The 13596-nt window shown below is 69.4% G+C and carries 14 protein-coding genes and 1 tRNA gene; all 15 read right to left on the bottom strand.

The window, feature by feature from the left end; genetic code table 11:
* The coding region (locus FDZ70_01785) for a hypothetical protein (GenBank protein ID TLM80200.1) at positions 1–1014 on the bottom strand (1014 nt) is incomplete at its 3' end.
* Positions 1015–1273: 259 nt separating this feature from the next.
* Positions 1274–1678: a type II toxin-antitoxin system VapC family toxin gene (locus FDZ70_01780; protein TLM80198.1), complete on the bottom strand. Its 405-nt coding sequence runs from the start codon at positions 1676–1678 to the stop codon at positions 1274–1276.
* Positions 1659–2000, bottom strand: coding sequence for an AbrB/MazE/SpoVT family DNA-binding domain-containing protein (locus FDZ70_01775; GenBank protein TLM80197.1), 342 nt, complete (start codon positions 1998–2000; stop codon positions 1659–1661). The genes FDZ70_01780 and FDZ70_01775 overlap by 20 nt, the downstream gene beginning before the upstream one ends.
* Before the next feature lie 116 nt (positions 2001–2116).
* Positions 2117–2202 (bottom strand) — tRNA-Leu (locus FDZ70_01770).
* 88 nt (positions 2203–2290) lie between these two features.
* Positions 2291–3340: a dipeptide ABC transporter ATP-binding protein gene (locus tag FDZ70_01765; GenBank protein ID TLM80196.1), complete on the bottom strand. Its 1050-nt coding sequence runs from the start codon at positions 3338–3340 to the stop codon at positions 2291–2293.
* Complete coding sequence (locus tag FDZ70_01760; GenBank protein ID TLM80199.1) at positions 3341–4321, bottom strand: ABC transporter ATP-binding protein; 981 nt, start codon at positions 4319–4321, stop codon at positions 3341–3343. It abuts the gene before it with no gap.
* 41 nt (positions 4322–4362) lie between these two features.
* Positions 4363–5313, bottom strand: coding sequence for an ABC transporter permease (locus tag FDZ70_01755; GenBank protein ID TLM80195.1), 951 nt, complete (start codon positions 5311–5313; stop codon positions 4363–4365).
* The gene (locus FDZ70_01750; GenBank protein TLM80194.1) at positions 5310–6278 is read right to left on the bottom strand and encodes an ABC transporter permease; all 969 of its coding nucleotides are present in this window, start codon (positions 6276–6278) and stop codon (positions 5310–5312) included. Before FDZ70_01750 ends, FDZ70_01755 begins: the two co-directional genes overlap by 4 nt.
* Before the next feature lie 96 nt (positions 6279–6374).
* Entirely contained in the window at positions 6375–8066 is a 1692-nt protein-coding gene (locus FDZ70_01745; protein ID TLM80193.1) for an ABC transporter substrate-binding protein, read from the bottom strand.
* Positions 8067–8336: 270 nt separating this feature from the next.
* Positions 8337–8585, bottom strand: coding sequence for a preprotein translocase subunit SecG (secG, locus tag FDZ70_01740; protein ID TLM80192.1), 249 nt, complete (start codon positions 8583–8585; stop codon positions 8337–8339).
* Positions 8586–8637: 52 nt separating this feature from the next.
* Positions 8638–10164, bottom strand: a complete 1527-nt coding sequence (locus FDZ70_01735) for a 2,3-bisphosphoglycerate-independent phosphoglycerate mutase (GenBank protein TLM80191.1) — start codon at positions 10162–10164, stop codon at positions 8638–8640.
* Positions 10165–10167: 3 nt separating this feature from the next.
* Complete coding sequence (locus FDZ70_01730; GenBank protein TLM80190.1) at positions 10168–10953, bottom strand: triose-phosphate isomerase; 786 nt, start codon at positions 10951–10953, stop codon at positions 10168–10170.
* A 57-nt stretch (positions 10954–11010) separates the two neighbouring features.
* Complete coding sequence (locus tag FDZ70_01725) at positions 11011–12198, bottom strand: phosphoglycerate kinase (protein ID TLM80189.1); 1188 nt, start codon at positions 12196–12198, stop codon at positions 11011–11013.
* 30 nt (positions 12199–12228) lie between these two features.
* Positions 12229–13236, bottom strand: coding sequence for a type I glyceraldehyde-3-phosphate dehydrogenase (gene gap / locus FDZ70_01720; GenBank protein TLM80188.1), 1008 nt, complete (start codon positions 13234–13236; stop codon positions 12229–12231).
* A 125-nt stretch (positions 13237–13361) separates the two neighbouring features.
* Positions 13362–13596 (bottom strand): DNA-binding protein WhiA (whiA, locus tag FDZ70_01715; protein ID TLM80187.1); only part of this gene is annotated, 235 nt, incomplete at its 5' end.

Here is a 13596-nt window from a genome sequence, read left to right as displayed (position 1 = left end):
CAGCCCCACGGCCGCACCGGTCCCGCCCGCGGTGCCGACCCGTGTGCCCGGCCCCACGCCCGCCCAACTCGCCACCTCGCACTGGTTGTACGTGTCGTCACCGGTCGCTATCACGGTACCGTCGGCCTTCAGTCCCAGGGTGTGCTTGAAGCCCGCTGAGATCGCCACGATGTCGGTCCAGCCCGTGACGTCGCATTGCCCGTCGTCGTCGGTGCCCGTGGCCACCACGCTCCCGTCGGCCTTCAGGCCGACGGTGTGGAAGCCACCGGCAGCGACCGCGGTGATCCCGCTCCAGCCCGACACATCGCAACGCCGGTCGGGATCGAAGCCCGTGGCCACGACCGAGCCGTCGGTCTTGAGGCCGACGGAGTGCTGGTACCCACCCGAGATCGCGCTGATCCCGGTCCAGCCGCCCACGTCGCATCGCGAGTCGGTCGCAACCCCGGCCGAGACACACGTCCCATCCGGCTTGAGGCCGAGTGTGTGGAAGCCGCCCGCCGAGACCGCAGAGATGCCGCTCCAGCCCCCGACGTTGCACTGACTGTCGGCGTTGTAGCCGGTGGCGACCACCGAACCGTCCGACTTGCGACCGACGGTGTGCGCATCGCCCGCGGAGACCTGCGTGATCCCGCTCCAGCCCCCGACCTCGCATTGGCGCCAGTCGTTCAGACCGGTCGCGACCACGAAGCCATCGATCCGCCGGCCCACGCTGTGGTGCGCGCCGGCGGACACCTGGGTGATCCCGGTCCAATTCGTCGTGCTGAGCTGCCCGTAGGCGTTGTAGCCGGTCGCCTCGACCGAGCCATCGGACCTCAAGACCACCGTGTGGAAGGCGCCGCCGTCGACAGCGACGATCCGCCCGGGCAGCCGCACGTTTCCCGGGCTGCTCGCGGTCGACGCGTTGACGCGCGTGGTGGGCTCTCCCGTTGTGGAGGCGTTCTGCTCGAAGTCCGCGCGCGTGTCCCACGTCGCCTGGCTCGCGCCCAGCGCGCCTGCGGGCGCGGGAGCGGACATCGCCACCATGCCGATCGCAAGCGCCGCGGCGAGCAGAAGCCGCGCCGTCCTCCCGGGCCTGCTGCCGGAAGCCGTGGACAGAGAAGCCTTCATGTGAACCCCCCGATCTCCGGGGCGGCCGTGCGCCGACCGCCCGCGCCGAGGTCGGCTGCCCCTGACCGGCCCCCGTTCGCGCCCATTATGCGCCCGAAGCGTGGGAGATGCAGCCGCCGCCATTCACCGAATGAGCCTACGTGCGAGCGAGCATCTGGGGGGGCGGTCAGCGCCCGTGCTCGCGCGCGACCGCCCGCGCGAGGATCCGGTCGAGCGTCACGACGCGGCCGTCCCCGCGCGCGTCGCGCGCCGCGAGCAACGCATCCACGACGTCGAGCCGGGGCTCCTCGGCCATCACGCGAAGCGCGCGCGTGACCAGCGGCGGGTCCCAGGAGTCGAAGCCGGCCGAATCGAGCAGCGCGCACAGCGCGCCAGCGATCTCGACCGGCGACATGCCGAACCTCACCGCGAGCACCCACGCCGTCTCGGCGAGGACGCCCTCGGTGACCACGAACCGCTCTCCGCGTGCATCGAGGTCGGCGACCATGCCCGCGACCAGCGGGCCATGCGCGTCGGCGTCGCCCACGACCGCGGCCACGACGACGTTGGCGTCAGCGAGGAGCTGCGGCATCGGTGTCCTCCCGCGGGTCCGCGCCCTCGAAGGTGCCGTCGCCCCGGCTGACGTACACGACATCGCCCGACGACGGCTCCGCGTGCGCGAAGCGTTCAGCGATCGCCTCGCGGTTCGTGATCTCTCGCGGCGCTCGACCGGCCAGGTACCGCTCCTGCACCTCGCGCACGACCTCCGCGGTCGGGCGGCGCTTGCGCACGGTCGCATACCCGGCAGCCAGTTCGAAGACGAGGACGTCCCCCTCGGTGATGCCCAGCTCGCGGCGCACCTCGACCGGCACGGTGACCTGGCCCTTCGATGTGACTCGTGCGCGCGCTTCCATGCCGCCTCCTCGCCGGGTCCTTACATCTGAGCCTACTCCTTACCTCGCTCGGGGACAAGCGCCGCCGACCACAACACAGCGGCTCCCCCGTTTCCGGAGGAGCCGCAGGTCATTCATGGTGTCCGAGGCGAGAGTTGAACTCGCACGTCCCTAAGGACACTAGGCCCTCAACCTAGCGCGTCTGCCATTCCGCCACTCGGACGAGTGGTCGCCTCTCGTGAGAGGCGCGAGCACGAAGTATAGCCACGCGACGCGGGGGTCCGCAACAGCGGCGCACGGCCGGCCCGCGCCTACCCCGCCGCCGCCGTCTCCGCGACGGCCTCCATCGCGTGGCGCCGCACGCACACCTCTTCGGGTATCGGGAACTCGGCGGCGAAGTGGCACGCCGCGCGATGCCCCGGCGCCACCTCGCGCAACTCGGGCTCCTGCTCTGCGCAGACCGGCTTGGCGATCGGGCACCGCGTGTGGAACCGGCAGCCGCTCGGCGGGTCGCTCGGCGACGGAGGATCGCCCGGCAGCAGGATGCGCTCGCGCGTGCGCTGCACCGCCGGGTCCGGTACCGGCACCGCCGAGAGCAGCGACTGGGTGTACGGGTGGTGCGGCTTCGCGTACAGCCCGCGCCAGTCGCTCACCTCGACGATCTTGCCGAGGTACATCACGGCGACGTGGTCGGAGACATGCTGCACCACGGACAGGTCGTGCGCGATGAACAGGTACGTCAGGTCCAGCTCGTCCTGCAGCTTGTCGAGCAGGTTGAGCACCTGCGCTTGGATCGACACGTCGAGCGCCGAGACCGGCTCGTCGCAGACGATGAGCCGCGGCTTCAGGGCGAGGGCGCGCGCGATGCCGATGCGCTGCCGCTGGCCGCCGGAGAACTCGTGCGGGTAGCGGTTGATGTGCTCGGGGTTCAGTCCCACCAGGTCGAGCAGCTCGCGTACGCGTGCGATGCGCTCGCCGTTCGTTCCGACGCGGTGGATGGCCAACGGCTCTGAGACGATCTCGCCTATGGTCATGCGCGGGTTGAGTGAGGCGTACGGGTCCTGGAACACGATCTGCACGTCGCGGCGGTACTGCTTGAGCGCTCTCCCGCGCATCATGCGGACGTCGGCGCCCTCGAACTCGATCGACCCTCCGCTGGCTTCCATGAGCCGCACGATGCATCGGCCCGTCGTCGACTTGCCGCAGCCCGACTCGCCCACCAAGCCGAGCGTCTCGCCTTGCGCGATCGCGAACGACACGCCGTCGACTGCGTGGACCTTCGCCCCGAAGCGCGACGTGAACACGCCCTGCTGCACGGGGAAGTGCTTGACGAGGTCGGTGACCTTCAGCAGGTCGCCCACTCACACCACCCCCGCGCACGCATCGCCGGCGCGCGTGAAGCCTGGGTCCCCGGCGAAGTGACACGCGGCTGAATGGCCGCCGGCGACGGCTCGCATCGGCGGGACCTCGGCGCGGCAGACGTCCCTGGCGAACCGGCATCTCACGTGGAACGGGCAGCCTGGCGGAACGTGCACGAGGCTGGGCGGCTGACCGGCGATCGGGCACAGCCGGCCCTTCTCGGTCATGTCGTGGCGGGGCAGCGAGTCCATCAGGCCCCACGTGTACGGATGGAGCGGCTCGCCGTAGACCTCGTCGACGGTGCCCGCCTCGACCGGGCGGCCGGCGTACATCACGAGCACCTTGTCGGCCATGTCCGCGACGACGCCCAGGTCGTGCGTGATCATGATGATCGCGCTGTCGGTGCGGTCCTGCAGGTCCTGCATCAGCTCGAGGATCTGCGCCTGGATGGTCACGTCGAGCGCGGTGGTCGGCTCGTCGGCGATGAGGATGTCCGGATCGCACGCGAGCGCCATCGCGATCATCACGCGCTGGCGCATCCCGCCCGAGAACTGATGCGGATAGTCGCGCACGCGCGAGGACGCGTTCGGGATTCCCACGAGGTCGAGCAGTTCGGCGGCGCGCTTCCATGCGTCGGCGCGGCTCAGCCCCTTGTGGATCCACAGGGGCTCGGCCACCTGCTGGCCCACGCGGTACACCGGGTTCAGCGAGGTCATCGGGTCCTGGAACACCATCGCGATGCTGTTGCCGCGGATCTGGCGCAGGCGCGACTCGGGCATGCCGAGCAGCGACTCGCCCTTGAACGTGGCGCTGCCGCCGACGACGCGGCCGGGGGGCATCGGCACGAGCCCCATCAGCGTCAGCGCCGTGACCGACTTGCCCGAGCCCGACTCCCCCACCACGCCGATGGTCTCGCCGTGGTCGAGGTCGAACGACACGCCGTCGACGGCGCGGACCACGCCGTCGCGCGTGAAGAAGTGCATCCTGAGGTCCCGGACACTCAGCAGGTGCTCGCTCACGGCGCTCAGTCCTTCAGCTTCACGTCGAGGGCGTCGCGCAGTCCGTCTCCGAGCAACACGAACGCGAGCACCGTGGTCAGGATGGCGAACCCGGGCCAGATCATCATCCACGGCGCCGTCTCCATGAACGCGCGCGCGTCGGAGAGCATCAGGCCCCACGACGGATCGGGCGGCTGCACGCCCATGCCGAGGAACGACAGCGCCGCCTCGGTGAGGATCGCCCCACCGATCGACATGGTGGAGTACACGATGATCGGCGCCATGCCGTTCGGCAGGATGTGCCGGGCGAGTATGCGCACGTCGGACGCGCCGAGGGCGCGCGCGGCGTCCACGTACTCCATCTCCTTGACGGACAGGACTGAGCTGCGGATGATCCGCGCGATCGTCGGCCAGCCGAGCAGGCCGATGGCGATGAACACGTTCGCCACGCCCCGGCCGAGCACCGCGATGAGCGCGATGGCGAACAGGATGTACGGGAACGCGAGGAACACGTCGGCCCCTCGCATGATGAGCGAGTCGCGCAGCCCCCCGTAGTAGCCGGCGATACAGCCGAGCACGAGCCCGATCGCCAGCGCGATCCCGGTGGCGATGACGCCGACGGCGAGCGAGACGCGCGCGCCGTAGATGATCCGGGAGGCCATGTCGCGGCCGAGACGATCGGTCCCGAAGGGATGCTCGTGCGACGGCTTCTGGAGCCCCAGCTTGACCGAGGTGTCGATCTCGGTCGGACCGCCGAGTGTCTGCGGCACCCACAGGTCCGCCGACAGCGCGACGGCGGTGACGAGGACGATCCAGACCAGGCCGAGCACGGCGAGCTTGTTGCCCGCGAGGCGCCGCACGGCGTCCCGCCACAGTGTCCGGCTGCCGCCCTCGCCGCCCGGGACCAGGTCGGCGTCGACCATCGCCGCGGAACCGTCCGTCCGGACCTCATCGCGCACGTCGCCTGCGCCCGTCATGACGACGCTCCGCTGTCGTAGCGGATCCGCGGGTCGAGCAGCGCGTACGAGATGTCGGTCAGCAGGTTGACCACCATGACGACGATGACGATGACCACCACGCCGCCCATGACCACCGGCCAGTCACGCTGGCCGATGGCGGCGTACACCTCATGGCCGACGCCGGGCCAGTTGAAGACGGTCTCGGTGAGGATCGCGCCGCTCATCAGCGCGCCGAAATCGAGCGCGATGAACGTGACGACCGGGATGAGCGCGTTCTTCATCGCGTGCTTCCACGTGACCTGCGCGCTCGTGAGACCCTTGGCGTGGGCCGTGCGGATGTAGTCCTGGTTGTTCACCTCGAGCAGCTGGCTGCGCATGATGCGCGCCGCATAGGCGGTGGACACCGAGGCGAGCACGATCGACGGCATGATCAGGTGCGTCCACAACGGAAGCCCATCACCGCCCATGCCCGAGATCGGCAGGTACGGCAGCCCCCACTGCTTGAACTGCAGGCCGAAGAGTCGCTGCATCAGCATGCCGAGCCAGAACACCGGCAGCGACACGAGGATCGAGGTCGACAGCGTCACGAGCCAGTCGACGAAGCGGCCTCGCTTGACCGCGGAGATCACCCCCGCGCCGATGCCGATCAGTATCTCGACGATGATCGCGCAGACCGCCAGCAGCGCCGTGTTCGGGTACAGGTCCTTGAAGATGTCCGCGACGTTGCGGTTCTGGCGGTACGACTCACCGAAGTCGCCGCGCGACAGGTCGCGCAGGTAGATCAGGTACTGCTGCCAGAGCGGCTTGTCGAGCCCGTACTTCTGCTCGATCGCGGCGCGCGTCGCCGGCGACATGTACCGCTCGCCGGCCCGGATCTTGACCGGGTCGCCCGGGAGCACCGACGTGAGGACGAACATCAGCAGCATGACGCCGAAGAACACCACGACCATCTGCATGACGCGGCGTGCGATGTAGTTCGCCACGGGCGCTTCCTCTTCGTGCGGGCGGCAGTCGCGGGCCCGGACACAGGCAGGACGCCCCCAGGGACGTCCTGCCCGCATCCTTCGTTCGGTGCGATGTTACTTCAGGTAGGTGCCGGTGTACTCGGCCCACTCGTGCGGATCCTGGGTCGTCTCGATGCCGATGACCTTCAGGTCCGCCTGGACGAGCGCCATGACGTCCTCGTGCCCCGAGCCGCTGTTGAACGCGAGGGTCATCGCGGGGAGACCCTCGCCGTTCGGGTAGCCGGCGTCGGCGAGCATCTTCTTGGCCGCCTCGACGTCGTACTTGTTGTACGGCCACGCGTTCTCCTGGAAGCCCGGCATGCCGGAAGGAACGGCGCCGGTCGCAGGCACGCGCGTGCCCTCGTAGACCTTGTCGCAGATGGCCTGGCGGTTGATCGCCATCGAGATGGCCTTGCGGACCTCGGGCTTGGCCAGCGGGTTGTCCTTGTTCACCCGGTTCGAGGTGTTGAACCAGATGTAGTAGGTGCTGAGCTCCTGGCCGAACAGCGACTGCTTGCCCGGGATGACCTTGTAGCCGTCATCGCTCTCGCCGTACTTCTTCTTCACGTCGGCGATGCGGCCGCTCGGGATCTGCGTGAAGTCCAGGTTGCCCGCCTCGAACTCGGTGAACGCGGTCTCCTCGTCCTTGAAGATCTTGAAGTTGACCGCATCGAGGTACGGCTTCTTGCCGTAGTAGCCATCGTTGCGCGAGAGCTTGATGTACTGCTCGTGCTTCCACGGCTCGGACATCTTGAACGGACCGTTGCCGATCGGGTTGTCGAGGAACTTCTTCGGGTCCTTGTCGACCTCGTCCTTCGGCACGGGGCCGAGGGACGGGTGCGACGCGACGTAGATGAAGTCCGCCATCGGCTGGGTCAGCGTGACCTCGAGCGTGAAGTCGTCGACGACCTTGACGCCGGCGAGCGAGCTGGCCTCGCCGCTGATCATCTCCTCCGCGCCCTGCACGGGCAGCAGGTGGTAGCTGATCGTGGACGCGTTGTCCTTGTTGCAGATGCGCTCCCACGCGTACTTGAAGTCGCCGGCCTTGACCTCGCGGCCGTTGCTGAACTTCGCGCCCTGGCGCAGCTTGAACGTGAACACGCTCTGGTCCTCGTTGGCCGTCCAGCTCTCGGCGGCGGCCGGCTTGATCTCGAACGTCGCCGGATCGGCCTCGACGAGGCTGTCGAACAGGCAGTTGATGACCTGGATGCCCTCGGACTCCTGGCCGTCATAGGGGTCGATGAAGAGCGGCTCGGCGATGTACATGGACATCGTGCCGCCGGAGACCGGCGTCGTCGCGGCCTTGTCGGGAGCGATCCACGCGCTCTCGAAGCTGCCGAGACTGACCGAGTTGAACACGAAGTCCCGGATCCGGTCCGACCCGACGCGCAGGTGACGGTAGTTCACCAGCGCGATGAGCGGCTGGTCCTCGCCGACCATCTTCTCGATCTCCTGGTACAGCTTGATGCGGGCATCGCGGTCGGCGGTCTTGCGGGCCTCGGTGAGCTTCGCGTCGACGGCCGGGTTGCCGTAGAAGGCCTTGTTGTCACCGCTCGTGGACATGAACAGCGGGAACAGGAAGTTGTCCATGATCGGGTAGTCGGCCTGCCAGCCGAGCCGAGCCATCGAGCCCTTCTCCTCGAAGGGGTTCTTCGGCGTGACGGTCTCCTCGATGACCTTGGGCTTGCATCCCATCGCGCCGAGCACCGTGAGCGCCATCAACGCGACGAGCGTGATGATGAGGCTCCTACGCAGGTTGTTCGACAAGTCGACCCGCCTCCTTCCGTGCGGTCCCCGCGGGGACCCCTCCGCAACACTCCTTCGCGAGCGTGCGCACGTGCGATACACCGCACGCGTCCGACAGAGTTGGTACCCGTTCGGAGCACGCGCGGGACCGCGCGACGCCTCTGAATAGAAAGAGTCGCATTCTGCATGAAGGCTGGCAAGGGGTGGTATCGGGGCGATGTGGCCCGGGAAAGCGAACGCCCGGGCGGGTGGCCCGGGCGTCGGCGGTGCGATGCGTTGCGGACGCGCGACCTACGCGCCGCCGGTGACCGAGTAGGTCATCATCAGGATGATCGCGGTGACGAAGAAGACGACCGCCGACACGATCGTGATGCGGTCGAGGTTCTTCTCGATGATGCTCGTGCCGGAGATGGCCGACTGCATCGCGCCGAACATCGAGGACACGCCGGTCCCCTTGCCCGAGTGCAGCAGGATGAACACGATCAGCGCCACGGCGGCGAGGCAGTGCAGGATGACGAGGGCGATGGTCAGAGGGCTCACGCGGACACGCCTTTCCTCGAGCTGATGCGCCCTTGCCGGGCGCGGCGACGCATCAGTATACCAGCAGGTCGGCGCCCGTCCACTCCGCCGGCTGCTCGAGTCCGAGCAGGCCGAGGACGGTCGGGGCGACGTCGGCGAGCATGCCGCCCTCGCGAACCCCGGTGACCCCGTCCGCCAGCGCGGCGATGAAGGGCACGTCGCCTGTGGTGTGCGCCGTGAACGGCCCGGAGCCGTCGAGCTCGGCCATCTGCTCGGCGTTGCCGTGGTCGGCGATCACGAGCGCGCTCCCGCCCTTCGCGGCGATGGCGGCCAGCACCGCTCCAACGCCCGCGTCGACCGCCTCGACCGCACGCACGGCCGCCTCGAGCACGCCCGTGTGGCCGACCATGTCGCAGTTCGCGTAGTTGACGACGTAGAAGTCCGCACGGTCCTCGCCGATCGCCTCGACCAGGCGCCTCGTGACCTCCGGCGCGCTCATCTCGGGCTGCAGGTCGTAGGTGGCGACCTTCGGGCTCGGCACCAGCACGCGCTCCTCGCCTGCCTTCGGCGGCTCGCTGCCGCCGTTGAGGAAGAACGTGACGTGCGCGTACTTCTCGGTCTCGGCGATGTGGAGTTGCCGCAAGCCGGCGTCGGCGATGACGTCGGCGAGCACGCAGCACGGCAGGTCCTTCGGGTACGCGACCGGCGCCGGGATGGTCGGGTCGTACTCGGTGAGGCAGACGAAGTGCACCTCCGGCTTCGTGGGCCTCTCGAAACCGTCGAACGCCGGGTCGGTGAACGCGCGCGTGATCTCGCGCGCGCGGTCGGGGCGGAAGTTGAAGAAGACGAGCGCGTCACCCTCGATCACCGGCGCGCCGCCGGCCACGCAGACCGGCTCGACGAACTCGTCGGTGACCTCGCGCGCGTACGAGTCGCGGATCGCGCCGGAGCCGCGCTCGACCTCGGGCGCGTCGCGCAGCACCATCGCGCGCCAGGCGCGCTCGACGCGCTCCCAGCGCTTGTCGCGGTCCATCGCCCAGTACCGGCCCATGACCGTGGCCACACGACCGGCGCCGGTGGCCGCCAGCCGCGCCTCGATGCGCTCCACGAACGCCGCGCCGCTCGTCGGCGACACGTCGCGGCCGTCGAGGAAGCAGTGGACGTTCACGTCGCGCGACCCGCGCGCGACAGCCGTGTCGATGAGCGCCTCGAGGTGCGTGATGTGGCTGTGCACGCCGCCGTCGGAGACCAGCCCCATGAAGTGGACCGCCCTGTCGGCGGCCACCGCAGCGTCGATGGCCTCGGCAAGGACCTCGTTGTCGGCGAGCGACCCGTCGGCGACCGCGGCGTTGATGCGGGTGAGCTCCTGGTACACCACACGCCCGGCGCCGATGTTCAGGTGACCGACCTCGGAGTTGCCCATCTGCCCTTCCGGCAGGCCGACCGCCAGCCCGGACGCCTGCAGGCGGCCCCACGGCCGCTCGGCGAAGAGCCGGTCGAGCACGGGCGTGCGCGCGACGGAGACGGCGTTGCTCGGGCCGGGCTCGGCGAGCCCGAACCCGTCGAGCACGATGAGGCAGACCGGGCGCTGCTCGGGCATCGTCTAGGCGCAGGCGGACAGCGCAGCCGACACGATCTCGGCGAACCCGTCCGCCTTCAGAGCGGCGCCGCCGACCAGTGCGCCGTCGATGTCGCTCTCGACGAAGAACAGGTCGGCGTTCTCGGCCTTCACGGACCCGCCGTACAGGACGCGCGCCTTGACCGCGACCGGCGGGCCGAACAGCGCGCCGACGGTGGCGCGGATCGACCGGGCGACGTCGTTGGCGGCCTCGGGCGTGGGCGTGTGGCCGGTCCCGATGGCCCAGATGGGCTCGTACGCGATGACGAGCTTCTCGGCCTGCTCGGCCGTGACGCCCTCGAGCGCGGCGCGCACCTGCGCGCGCACGTGCGCCTCGGTCTCGCCGGCCTCGCGGGTGGCGAGCGTCTCGCCGCAGCACAGGATCGGGAGCATGCCCGCCTCGAAGACCGCCTTGACCTTGCGGTTGACCCACTCGTCGGTGTCGCCGAACATCTCGCGGCGCTCCGAGTGGCCGACGATGACGTAGTCGCACCGCAGGTCCTTGAGCATGCGCGGTGAGACCTCACCGGTGAACGCGCCTTCGTCCTCCCAGTGGCAGTTCTGCGCGCCGAGGCCCATCTCGAGGCGGTCGAGCTCGATGACGGTCGACGCGGCCTTCAGGCCCGTGAGCGGCGGGCAGACGACGACCTCGACGCGGTCCCACATGGAGCTGACGCGCTCCTCGAGGTCCTGGATGAGGATGGCGCCCTCGCCGGACGTCTTGTACATCTTCCAGTTGCCGGCCACCATCGGCTTGCGGCTGCGGTGCATGAGTCCGGGCCTTCCCACTCGGGCGGCGCGCCGTGGCGCACCGCGGATCTGAACGCGCTAGCGGTCGAGCAGCGCCTCCACGCCGGGCAGCGGCGTGCCCTCGAGCAGCATCATCGAGGCGCCGCCGCCGGTCGATACGAAGGTCACGCGGTCCTCGAGGTCGAACTTGCGCAACGCGGCCACCGAGTCGCCGCCGCCGATGACCGACACGGCACGGTTGTTGCGCGCGACCGCGGTCGCGACCTCGCGCGTACCCGCCTCGAACGGTCCCATCTCGAACACGCCCATCGGCCCGTTCCAGAAGATCGTCTTCGCGCCGGCGATCTCGCCCTTGAACAGCTCGACCGTCGACGGCCCGATGTCGAGGCCCATCATCGACGCGGGGATCTCCTCGCGGCCGACGACCTTGGTCTCGGCGTCCTCGGCGATGCACTCGGCGACCACGAAGTCGGTCGGCAGGACGAGGTCGACGCCGCGCTCGCACGACTTGGCGAGCATCTTCTTGGCGGGCTCGACCCAGTCGGGCTCGACGAGCGACTTCCCGACCTCGATGCCCTTGGCCACGAGGAACGTGAACGCCATGCCGCCGCCTATGAGCACGGTGTCGCAGCAGTCGATGAAGCGGTCGATGACGCCGAACTTGTCCGAGACCTTGCTGCCGCCGAGGATCGCGACGAACGGGCGGTTCGGCTCGGCGAGCATGTCGGAGAGCGTCTCGACCTCGCGCGCGAGCAGCATGCCCGCGTACGCGGGGAGCAGGTGCGCGACCCCCTCGGTCGACGCGTGCGCGCGATGCGCGGCGCCGAACGCGTCGTTGACGTAGACGTCGGCGAGCGCGGCGAGCGCCTTCGCGAACTCGGGGTCGTTGGCCTTCTCGCCCGGGTGGAAGCGCACGTTCTCGAGCATGATGATCTCGCCGTCGACCATGCGTGCCACAGAGTCGACGGCGTGCTTCCCGAAGATGTCGTCAACGAACACGACGTTGCGGCCCAGCAGGCGCTGGAGCACACGGCGCACGGGCCGCAGCGAGAACTGCGGGTCGGGCTCGCCTTTCGGCCTGCCGAGGTGCGAGACGACGATCACGCGCGCGCCCTTGTCGACGAGCCAGCGCAGCGTCGGCAGCGCGGCGCGCACGCGCGTGTCGTCGGTCACGGCGCCCTCGGACAGCGGCACGTTGAAGTCGACGCGCACGAGTACGCGCTTGCCGCGGACGTCGGCGTCCTTGACGGTCTTCTTCGCGAACATGGGCCCTCCGGTGTCGCGGTGTGTCGGCCCTTACGCGGGCAGGAGCATCTTCACGAGGTCGCGGACGCGGTTGCTGTAGCCCCACTCGTTGTCGTACCACGACACGCACTTCACGAACGTGCCCTCGCCGCCCATGACCATCGTCTGCAGCGAGTCGAACACCGACGACGCCGGGTTGCCGACGATGTCGACCGAGACGATCGGGTCGACGCAGTACTCGAGGATGCCCTTCATCGGGCCGTCCGCCGCGGCCTTCATCGCGGCGTTGATCTCGTCCGCGGTGGTGACACGGCCGAGCACGGCCACGAGGTCGACGACCGAGCCGTCCGGGGTCGGGACGCGCATCGACATGCCGTCGAGCTTGCCCTTCATGTCGGGCATCACGAGGCCGATGGCCTTCGCGGCGCCGGTCGAGGTCGGGATGATCGACATCGCGGCCGCACGGGCGCGGCGCAGGTCCTTGTGGGGCAGGTCGAGGATGTTCTGGTCGTTGGTGTAGCTGTGGATGGTGTTCATGAAGCCGCTCTCGAGCCCGAAGGTGTCGCGAAGGACCTTCGCGAACGGCGCGAGGCAGTTCGTGGTGCACGAGGCGTTCGACACGACGTGGTGACGCTCGGGGTCGTAGTCGCCGTCGTTGACGCCGATGACGACGGTGATGTCCTCGTTCTTGGCCGGCGCGGAGATGATGACCTTCTTCGCGCCCGCGTCGATGTGGGCCTTGGCCTTGGTGGCGTCGGTGAAAAACCCGGTGGACTCGACGACGACGTCCACGCCCAGCGCGCCCCACGGCAGGGCGGCCGGGTCGCGCTCCGCGCACACCTTGACCTCACGGCCGTCGACCGAGAACGACCCCTCGCCCACGGTGACCGACTCGCCGAACCTGCCGTGGATGGAGTCGTACTTGAGCAGGTGCGCGAGGGTCTTCGCGTCGGTCAGGTCGTTGACCGCGACGACCTCGATGCCCGGGTCGTTCTCACAGGCACGGAAGACGAGACGCCCGATGCGGCCGAACCCGTTGATGCCCACCTTGATCGCCACTTCGTACTCTCCCTCCTCGTGCGCCGCTCTCTGACGCGGCGCGCCCGAACGCTGTCGTGGAGCGGGGGCCCGGCGGCTCCGCTTGGTTCCCCTGTACCCGAAGACCCGTACCCGAAGACGCCGCGTCAGCCCCCCGCGCCCGTGATGCCGGCCTCGGCGCAGAGCTCCTCGATGCGGCGGACCCTATGGTACACCGCGGATTTCGACAGCGGCGGGTCCGCCAGCTCGCCGAGTTCCCGCAGGTTGGCGTCCGGGTTTGCGAGGCGCAGCTCGGCCAGCTCGCGCAGTGCGGGCGGCAGCGCCTCGAGCCCCGGGTCGGCCGCGAGGCGGCGGATGCACTCGATCTGGGCGGTCGCGGCG

This window comes from Actinomycetota bacterium, from assembly GCA_005774595.1.
Taxonomy (GTDB): Bacteria; Actinomycetota; Coriobacteriia; order Anaerosomatales; family D1FN1-002; genus D1FN1-002.
Note: the sequence above shows the minus strand (reverse complement) of the source record. Positions and strands in the feature narration are given on the sequence as shown.

Coding starts and splice junctions, on each gene's coding strand:
- FDZ70_01755 (TLM80195.1), bottom strand. CDS start 5,313: ATGACGGGCGCAGGCGACGTGCGCGATGAGGTCCGGACGGACGGTTCC.
- FDZ70_01775 (TLM80197.1), bottom strand. CDS start 2,000: ATGGAAGCGCGCGCACGAGTCACATCGAAGGGCCAGGTCACCGTGCCG.
- FDZ70_01780 (TLM80198.1), bottom strand. CDS start 1,678: ATGCCGCAGCTCCTCGCTGACGCCAACGTCGTCGTGGCCGCGGTCGTG.
- FDZ70_01730 (TLM80190.1), bottom strand. CDS start 10,953: ATGCACCGCAGCCGCAAGCCGATGGTGGCCGGCAACTGGAAGATGTAC.
- FDZ70_01735 (TLM80191.1), bottom strand. CDS start 10,164: ATGCCCGAGCAGCGCCCGGTCTGCCTCATCGTGCTCGACGGGTTCGGG.
- FDZ70_01760 (TLM80199.1), bottom strand. CDS start 4,321: ATGCACTTCTTCACGCGCGACGGCGTGGTCCGCGCCGTCGACGGCGTG.
- FDZ70_01725 (TLM80189.1), bottom strand. CDS start 12,198: ATGTTCGCGAAGAAGACCGTCAAGGACGCCGACGTCCGCGGCAAGCGC.